At 50.6% G+C, this 8,103-nt stretch carries 8 protein-coding genes; 4 read left to right on the top strand and 4 right to left on the bottom strand.

Features of this window, described 5'->3' with window-relative positions; translation table 11 throughout:
- On the top strand, window positions 1-105 hold a 105-nt coding region (locus GF404_01550; GenBank protein MBD3380859.1), incomplete at its 5' end, for a potassium:proton antiporter.
- Between the two features lie 2 nt (window positions 106-107).
- Here GF404_01550 and tsaA read toward each other — a convergent pair.
- A complete protein-coding gene (gene tsaA / locus GF404_01545; protein MBD3380858.1) occupies window positions 108-557 on the bottom strand; it encodes a tRNA (N6-threonylcarbamoyladenosine(37)-N6)-methyltransferase TrmO in 450 nt (149 codons plus the stop codon).
- Complete coding sequence (gene selD, locus GF404_01540; protein ID MBD3380857.1) at window positions 558-1,586, bottom strand: selenide, water dikinase SelD; 1,029 nt, start codon at window positions 1,584-1,586, stop codon at window positions 558-560.
- A gap of 173 nt (window positions 1,587-1,759) precedes the next feature.
- On the opposite strand from selD, the gene GF404_01535 reads away from it, so the two are divergent.
- Together GF404_01535 and purL are read left to right on the top strand one after the other, a co-directional pair.
- Window positions 1,760-3,070, top strand: coding sequence for an efflux RND transporter periplasmic adaptor subunit (locus tag GF404_01535; protein MBD3380856.1), 1,311 nt, complete (start codon window positions 1,760-1,762; stop codon window positions 3,068-3,070).
- A gap of 772 nt (window positions 3,071-3,842) precedes the next feature.
- Window positions 3,843-6,080, top strand: coding sequence for a phosphoribosylformylglycinamidine synthase subunit PurL (gene purL, locus GF404_01530; GenBank protein MBD3380855.1), 2,238 nt, complete (start codon window positions 3,843-3,845; stop codon window positions 6,078-6,080).
- Between the two features lie 24 nt (window positions 6,081-6,104).
- Here the strand turns inward: purL and GF404_01525 are convergent, their stop codons facing one another.
- Both GF404_01525 and GF404_01520 read right to left on the bottom strand, forming a co-directional pair.
- On the bottom strand, window positions 6,105-6,701 hold the full coding sequence (locus tag GF404_01525; GenBank protein ID MBD3380854.1) for a DUF4416 family protein: 597 nt from the start codon (window positions 6,699-6,701) through the stop codon (window positions 6,105-6,107).
- A gap of 5 nt (window positions 6,702-6,706) precedes the next feature.
- Entirely contained in the window at window positions 6,707-7,390 is a 684-nt protein-coding gene (locus tag GF404_01520) for a hypothetical protein (GenBank protein ID MBD3380853.1), read from the bottom strand.
- Window positions 7,391-7,477: 87 nt separating this feature from the next.
- On the opposite strand from GF404_01520, the gene GF404_01515 reads away from it, so the two are divergent.
- Window positions 7,478-8,103: urocanate hydratase (locus GF404_01515; protein ID MBD3380852.1), on the top strand; the 626-nt coding region annotated here is incomplete at its 3' end.

Here is an 8,103-nt window from a genome sequence, read left to right as displayed (position 1 = left end):
TTCAATCCGTCGGCCAATACCAAGCTGGAGGAGGGCGATACCCTGGTCCTGATTGGTGATAAAAAGAACCTGGCTGAACTGGATAAGATGAATCGCGAAGAGTGAGATCAACCGTGCCTGCTTGAATCCAGCCAGCCACGTCTGACTTCGCCTAAACTATCGGGTGGAAGCAGGTAGGGTTTGATATCCAAGAGCGGGGTGCCGTCGACCATGTCAGGATCCTCGATATACAGAATCGAACCTTCGATTTTTGACAGCTTCACCACGGTCAACCCGATCGGGTTTGGCCTCTTAGGCGAACGGGTGGCGAAAACACCATGCGTTTCGGTTTCATCGGGCGGACAAGCCAGAAGCTTATAACCCTCTGACTTATGAAATACCCAGCAAAGAATCAGGTGAGAAAACCCCTCCAGATCTTTAAGCCCATCGACGAATTCTTCGTTTAATTCGATTGTCGCTTGAACACCTCGGCCATGATATCCCTGGCGGGGACACTCGGAGGGTGTTTTATAGGGCGTCCGTATCAGCCCGATCGGTTTGAATTCGTAACTCTGCATCTACTCGATCACTATTGGTTTTTGTTCTTTTCTTACCACTTCGCCGATTATCACTGCTTCCGAGCCACGTGACTTGATCTCCTCCACAATAGCTTTCGCATTCCGGGGCGAGGCTGAAACCAACAGGCCACCGGAGGTCTGGGGGTCATAGAGCAAATGATCACGCGCTTTTTCGGGTTGGCTTAGATAATTAACTTCCGGCTCGAAAGTCCTGCGGTTGTCGTTCAGGCCTCCCGGGATGAAACCTTCGGATGAATACCTTAAGGCGTTTGGAATCAGGGGAATATCGTCCGATTTCAGCCTGAAAGTGAGATTTGATCCGCGAGCCATTTCGAGAGCATGCCCGATCAACCCGAAACCGGTGATATCAGTGGCCGAGGAGGCATTATGCCGTACCATGGCGTCCGAAGCGATATTGTTGAGCGCGCTCATCTGTTTCATGATGTAATCGACATCGGGTGATTCAGCTTTCCCGCGCTTGAGGGCGGTCGATATGATCCCGGTGCCGAGCGGTTTGGTTAATATCAGCAGATCACCGACCACAGCTGAAGAGTTGGTCTTGATATCATCGATCAGGATCCTGCCGGTGACCGCCACACCGTACTTGATTTCTTTATCCTTGACCGTATGTCCGCCGACAATGAGTGCCCCGGCTTCATGCACCTTGTCCTGTCCCCCGCGCAGTATGTCGGCCAGTATGGTCAACGGCATATCGGCTGGAAAGCAAGCGATATTTAAACCCACCAGGGGTTTGCCACCCATCGCGAAAACATCGGAAAGGGCATTGGCGGCCGCAATCTGACCGAAAGTGTATGGATCATCGACGATCGGTGGAAAGAAATCGACCGTCAGTATCAGCGCTTCGGTCTTGGAAATGCGATATACCCCGGCATCGTCGGCGGTAGAAGAACCGACCAGCAGGTTTTCGTCATGAATTATCGGCAACGCGCCGATCACCTCGGAGAGTGCACCTGCACCCAGTTTCGAGGCTCATCCGGCACAGGAGACCTTTTCGGTCAACCTGATGATTTCATCTTTAGAGAAATTCATACCGGGATTGATAATACAAACCCACGCCCCGGTCAAGCATCAAAATCATAAGCAGTATTCCAATCTACTTGTTTTGCTGTGATTTTTTATTACTTTAGGTGTCTAAACTTGTTACGTACATGTGTGTATAAGGCTGTAAGACGGAGCTTTTAATGAAGAAATTTGTAATAATAGCACTGGTAATTATTGCCGGCGGTGCAGCCGCCTGGTACTTTTTTCTACATGAGGGGAACGCCGAGGAGAATCCATTCGAAATCACACAACAGATCGCTGTCGCAAAAAAAGGCGACCTGCTCGTTTCTATTCATTCCAACGGAACGATCGAACCTGTACAGACCGTCGAGGTCAAATCCAAAGCCTCGGGTGAAATCATCAAGATGGGAATCGATGTCGGCGACTATATCTACCGTGATTCATTGATCTGCATTCTTGATACCACAACAGCCTACAATGATTACCGGCAGGCTGAAGCTGATCACCGGGTGGCCAAAGTCGCCGTGCGCCAAAAAGAGCGCGAGTACAACCGTCAGAAGAAGCTTTTCGACCAGAACCTGTTGTCGGAGAAAGAGCTTGATGAGGCCGAGGTCGCTTTGGAACAAGCCCGCGCAACCCTGGTGCGAGCGACCTCATCGCTATCGACCGCAGAAGAACGCCTGGAGGATACCGATATTCGATCGCCTATGAACGGGCTGGTTTTGCGCAAACTGGTCGAGGAAGGGCAGATTATTTCATCGGGTGTGACCAATGTCTCCGGCGGTACTACGATCGTACAGGTGGCACAGATGGATTCGGTCTATGTTGTGGCGGATGTCGATGAGACCGATATCGGCCAGATTCAACTCGGCCAGCGTGTGGAGGTCGAAGCCGATGCTTACCCGGATACGAAATTCAAGGGCGTGGTCGAAAAGATCGCGCCGATCGCAACTGTCGACCAGAATGTTACTGTCTTTGAGGTCACCACTAAAATAGATAACCGCAATGATATGCTTAAAGCGGGTATGAACTGCACGATCGAGGTCGTCACCTCCGAGGCTTACGATGTCGTCTTGGTCCCCAACGACGCTGTCAAGAATCCCGAGGAGATGGGTTTGAGCGGGGAACTTTCGATGGGGCAGGAGAAAATTCCTACCGAGGACAAACGACCCAGTCGCGAGGAGATGATGGAGAAGATGAAGTCGATGACCCCTGAAGAACGGCGCCAGTTCCGTAAAGAGATGATGGAGCGACGCAAGGCGATGGCCGACAAGAAGGTCATCATGGTCAAGCGCAACGGTGAATTCGTGCCCGAGATCGTGACTGTGGGCGATGCCAACCTGGATTACACCCATGTCCTTTCCGGTCTATCGGCCGGGGATACGATCGATGCTACCCCGTTTTCTATGATGATGCAGCAGCGCAAGGAGTTGCGTGAGCGGATCGAGCGCTACCGGGGCGGTATGGGCGGTCTTAAAAAGACGAATTGATACAATTGCGACTTTGATGATTAATAGATGGATTCTTATCATTATTGCTTATGTAGTCATCGCCAACGGGACCATGACCGTTTACTCCATAGGGATCAGTGTTACCGTCTAAAGGGATAATATACTTCATTATTGCATTCCTTTTATAAATAGGATTTCTCTTAGTACATGTTTCTTAATCCGCGGAATAGTAATGTTTTCATTATCAGTATTAATAGCTTCTTCAATCGCATTTAAGGCATCAATTTTATCTATTGCTGGAACTATTGCGCTGTAATTATGCGAGAAAACTACAATACATTCTGACCTTGATCCTCCAACCGAGGAATCTCTTCTGGCTCAACCCAATGGTGATCTATTTCCTCCAGGTAGTTTTGCCCGCTGAGTGTCGAACCGCAGAAAATCAGTACCAATAAAATGCTATTAAGCGTAAATGAAAATCTCAAGCTTGACTGACGCATTACCTTATTCCCATCTATCGAATTATACAGGTTCAATCAATCCCGGATGCAGGTATTGTGAGAACGACCAAACGGGATCTGATCTCCGGGGATTCAATATAACAAAATGTGATAAACATATCAAGTATGTGTACAATGAGATTCTTGTACTGAGCGCGTAAGTTTATAGCGTAATTCTGTCGCTCAGGTTGTTTGATAATCTGAGGTTCAGCAGGGCGCAACAGTCTGGAATGTCCTCATTTTTCTCCGATTTTGCCGTTGACACCGTCCTTTGTTTTTCGGAAATTGCCGTTTCAAACCAAGGAGTTGCTATGCAGGAACCGGAAGTCACCAAAGAACTGGCACTTGAGCACGGTCTCTCGGAAGATGAATACAAAGAGATGCTCGAAATCCTCGGCCGCAACCCCAATTATACTGAATTGGGAATTTTCTCGGTCATGTGGTCGGAGCATTGCTCCTATAAAAACTCGATTGCGGTCCTGAAAACTTTGCCACGTGAAGGTGGCGCGCTTCTGACCAAGGCCGGCGAGGAAAATGCCGGCGCGGTCGATATCGGCGAGGGCCTGGCGGTTGTATTCAAAATCGAAAGCCACAATCATCCCACCGCTGTCGAACCCTACCAGGCGGCGGCGACCGGGATCGGTGGTATCCTGCGCGATATCTTCACTATGGGCGCGCGTCCGATCGCGGCACTGGATTCGATGCGGTTCGGCGATTTGACTCATGCCCGGGCGCGCTATTTATTCGATGGCGCGGTGCGGGGGATCGGTGACTATGGCAACTCGTTTGGTGTGCCCACAGTTGGTGGCGAAGTCTATTTTGATGACTGCTACCTGGGCAATCCATTGGTCAACGCCATGGCGGTCGGGATCGTCAAATCCGACGGCATCGTCTCAGGCACTGCCAAAGGCAAAGGCAACCCGGTCTTCATAGTCGGGTCCTCGACAGGGCGTGATGGTATCCATGGGGCGACTTTCGCCTCCGAAGAGATCTCAGAAAAATCTGAGAGCAAGCGACCCTCGGTACAGATCGGCGATCCGTTTACCGAGAAACTATTGCTGGAGGCCACGCTCGAGATCATAGAAAAAGACCTCGTGATCGGTGTTCAGGATATGGGCGCGGCCGGAATCACCTGCTCGACCACCGAGATGTCGGATCGCGGGGATGGCGCCGGGATGACGATCGACCTGGACAAAGTTCCGGTTCGTGAGAAAGGGATGATCCCCTATGAGATCATGCTTTCAGAGTCGCAGGAACGGATGCTGGTGGTCGGTAAAAAAGGCCATGAAAAACCTCTTTTGGAGGTTTTCGAGAAATGGGATCTCCCGGCGGTCCAGATCGGCGAAGTTACCGACGACGGCCTGGTAACTGTCACCCACAAGGGCGAACAGGTGGCCCAGGTACCGGCTTACCATCTGGTTTTGGGAGGCGGTGCTCCGGTCTATGAACGTGAGCGTAAGCGGCCATCGTATCTCGATGAAATCCGTAAGCTGGATAGGGCACAGGTAACTGAACCGTCCGATTATAATGAGACGTTGAAAAAAATCTTATCCTCGCCCTCGATCGCATCCAAAGAGTGGGTCTATCGTCAGTACGACCATATGGTCCGCACCAATACGGCGGTGTTTCCCGGTTCGGATGCGGCTGTTTTACGTATCCGCAAGACCAACCGCGCGCTCGCTTTTGCTACCGATTGTAACGGCCGGTATTGCTATATCAATCCGAAGCGGGGCGCGATGATTGCGGTTTCCGAATCGGCCCGCAATGTCATCGCTGCGGGTGCCCGTCCGGTGGCGATCACAAATTGCCTGAATTTCGGCAATCCGTATAAGCCGGAGATGTACTGGTGTTTCTATGAGGCGGTGATGGGTATGGGAGAGGCGTGCCGTAAATTCAATACCCCGGTTACCGGGGGTAATGTATCTTTCTATAATGAAGACCAGATCGGCAATCGGGCGGTCTATCCGACTCCAACTATCGGCATGATGGGAATTATCGACGACCTCAAACATATCACCACCCAGAACTTCAAAGACGAGGGCGACGTCATTATCCTGATCGGCAAGACTAAAGATGAAATCGGCGGATCGGAATACCTGCGAGTGATTCATGATAAAATCCGTGGTGACATCCCCGACCTCGACCTCGACTACGAAAAAGAAAACCAGCAGGCGATACTGGAACTGATCAAAGCCGGCGCGCTGAAGTCCTGCCATGATATCTCCGATGGCGGGCTGGCGGTGGCGCTGGCGGAATGCTGTATTTCTGATAGGGAAAAGCAGGTCGGGTGCCGGGTAAACTTGAGATCGGATCTGCGCAATGACACCCTCCTGTTTGCGGAAAGCCAGTCACGCTTTATTATTACTGTGGGCCCGACTAAAAAACCGGATGTCCAGAATCGTCTGGACAAGATGGAGATTGATTATGATATAATCGGCCTGGTTGCGGGTGATAAACTTATCATCAACGATTTGATAAATCTCGATCTTTCAGTTCTGGACGATCTCTTCTTCAATACTCTCTATCGCATAATGGATAAGCAGGTTTAGTGATTTCGGTTAAGCTTGTCACCGCTATGTCAGAGATACTTCGGCTTTGGCTCTTTTGAAGATCATAGCCGGGATACGAAAGATATCCGGTTTGACTTCTTTTCTTAATTGAGTCTTGTAAGTATTTCTCACATTTTCCAGAAATTCCAGAGTGACCGGGTTGAGGTAATCGGGGTATGTCCAGGGCAGTTCGATAAAACTGTCCCCCTTGCGAATCAAAGTCACTTCGCCATAGATTCCGCGGTCGAGATAAATCCTGTGAGAAAAGTTCTTGGTCGAGGCTAAAACCAGCTTGGACAGCTCGATATAGCCCGGATCGATATTGACACAGCGGCCCCGTGAACCGTTGTTTTTACGGGCGAATTGCGTCTCTATCTGGTTGGCGCGGGTTTTCATCTCCGCCAGGCGGTCGGGCTGGATCAGTTTTTCGAAGGAAACGAACTTGCGGGTCAGTTTGTCGCCCATCTCATCCTGATAATAATCGGTATGATCGAAATCGAAGACATCACTTTCATTGTCGATCGATCCGAAATTCTCGATCATCACTTCCGTGACTTCCCTTAAAATATCGATTTCATGGTAAATTAATCCACAGATTAACTTGACAGGTTTAACATCCATGTTACTCACCTCGGTTTGCAGACCTTGATACAATGACCGCAAATCAGCAGTCCGAAATTCTTCCTCTTTGCATAGGCTACCAGCTTGTCATAGCATCGGTCGAAGTTGTAGTCCTCGACCTTTTCACCCAGAGCGTCCGCGGGACAAGCTTTGATACAGGCTTTGCATTGCCCGCATTCAAATTCAGCCCGCCTGTCGCTCTCAAGAGGAGTATCGGTCAAAACCGTCGCCAGCCTGACCATCGAACCGAATTTTTTGGTGACCAGCAGGTTGTTTCTTCCACGCCATCCCAAACCGGCCAGTTCCGCTACCTGTTTATGGGAAAGATGCCCTCTCTGCATTTTTTCATCGACGGTAAAAGACGCCGCGATCGGAAGCGCTTTGTGGCCGAGACGATGGATTTTTTGGCTGAGATGAAAGCTGGCATTATCTAACAGGCTGTTGGCCTGGCGGTAATGCGTCTTGTAGATATCATTGGGGCCATCTTCGATCGTATCGAAAACCTGGGGTAAAAGCGCGACAGCGAGGGAAATCGCGTGGGTCATCTGCTTGGCGACAGCGCAGATATCTTTGTGGTAATAATCCGGATCAAAATCGAGCCGGCATACTCCAAACAGGTCGATTCCCCGGTCGTAAGCTGTCTGGCGCAGATTATTGTAGTTCTCACGTTTCTCCTCGTCAGTGGACATGGCTTCTCCATGGTCTATTTGGCTTGACTTTGCCGTTTGCTGATATAGTTTATTTGCTAATGGTATGATAAACTCAAGGAGTAAGCTATGTCAAATACAGAATATGTGCCGGTCAAAGCTGATCGCGGCACCGCAAAGACCTGCAAGAGCTGGCATGCTGAAGCCGCTATGCGCATGCTTCGCAACAACCTCGATCCGGAAGTGGCTGAAAAACCGGAGGAGCTGATCATCTATGGAGGCTCCGGCAAGGCGGCCCGCAACTGGGAATGCTACCACGCGATCGTCGACAGCCTCAAAAGCCTCGAAAAAGATGAGACCCTGCTGGTGCAGTCCGGCAAACCGGTCGGTATCTTTCGCACTTTCGAACATTGCCCGCGGGTACTGATTGCGAATTCTCACCTGGTACCGCATTGGGCCAACTGGGAAAAATTCCGTGAGCTGGAAAAGCTGGGCCTGATCATGTTTGGCCAGATGACCGCAGGTAGCTGGATATATATCGGCACCCAGGGGATCCTGCAGGGTACCTACGAAACTTTTGCCGCCTGCGGGCAGAAGCATTTCGGAGGAGACCTGCGTGGCAGGTTCATCCTGACCGGAGGCTATGGCGGTATGGGCGGTGCTCAACCATTGGCGGCCACCATGAACGGCGCGGTCATACTTGGTATCGAGGTCGATGAAGACCGGATCGAGAAACGTCTCAAAACCGGCTATTG

The sequence above is a fragment of the Candidatus Zixiibacteriota bacterium genome (assembly GCA_014728145.1).
Lineage (GTDB): Bacteria > Zixibacteria > MSB-5A5 > JAABVY01 > JAABVY01 > WJMC01.
This window is presented reverse-complemented; position numbering and strand designations above follow the sequence as displayed.

Excerpts from the sequence above, each read along its gene's own strand:
- GF404_01535 (MBD3380856.1), top strand. The coding sequence starts at position 1,760 with ATGAAGAAATTTGTAATAATAGCACTGGTAATTATTGCCGGCGGTGCA.
- GF404_01520 (MBD3380853.1), bottom strand. The coding sequence starts at position 7,390 with ATGTCCACTGACGAGGAGAAACGTGAGAACTACAATAATCTGCGCCAG.
- purL (MBD3380855.1), top strand. The coding sequence starts at position 3,843 with ATGCAGGAACCGGAAGTCACCAAAGAACTGGCACTTGAGCACGGTCTC.
- GF404_01525 (MBD3380854.1), bottom strand. The coding sequence starts at position 6,701 with ATGGATGTTAAACCTGTCAAGTTAATCTGTGGATTAATTTACCATGAA.
- tsaA (MBD3380858.1), bottom strand. The coding sequence starts at position 557 with ATGCAGAGTTACGAATTCAAACCGATCGGGCTGATACGGACGCCCTAT.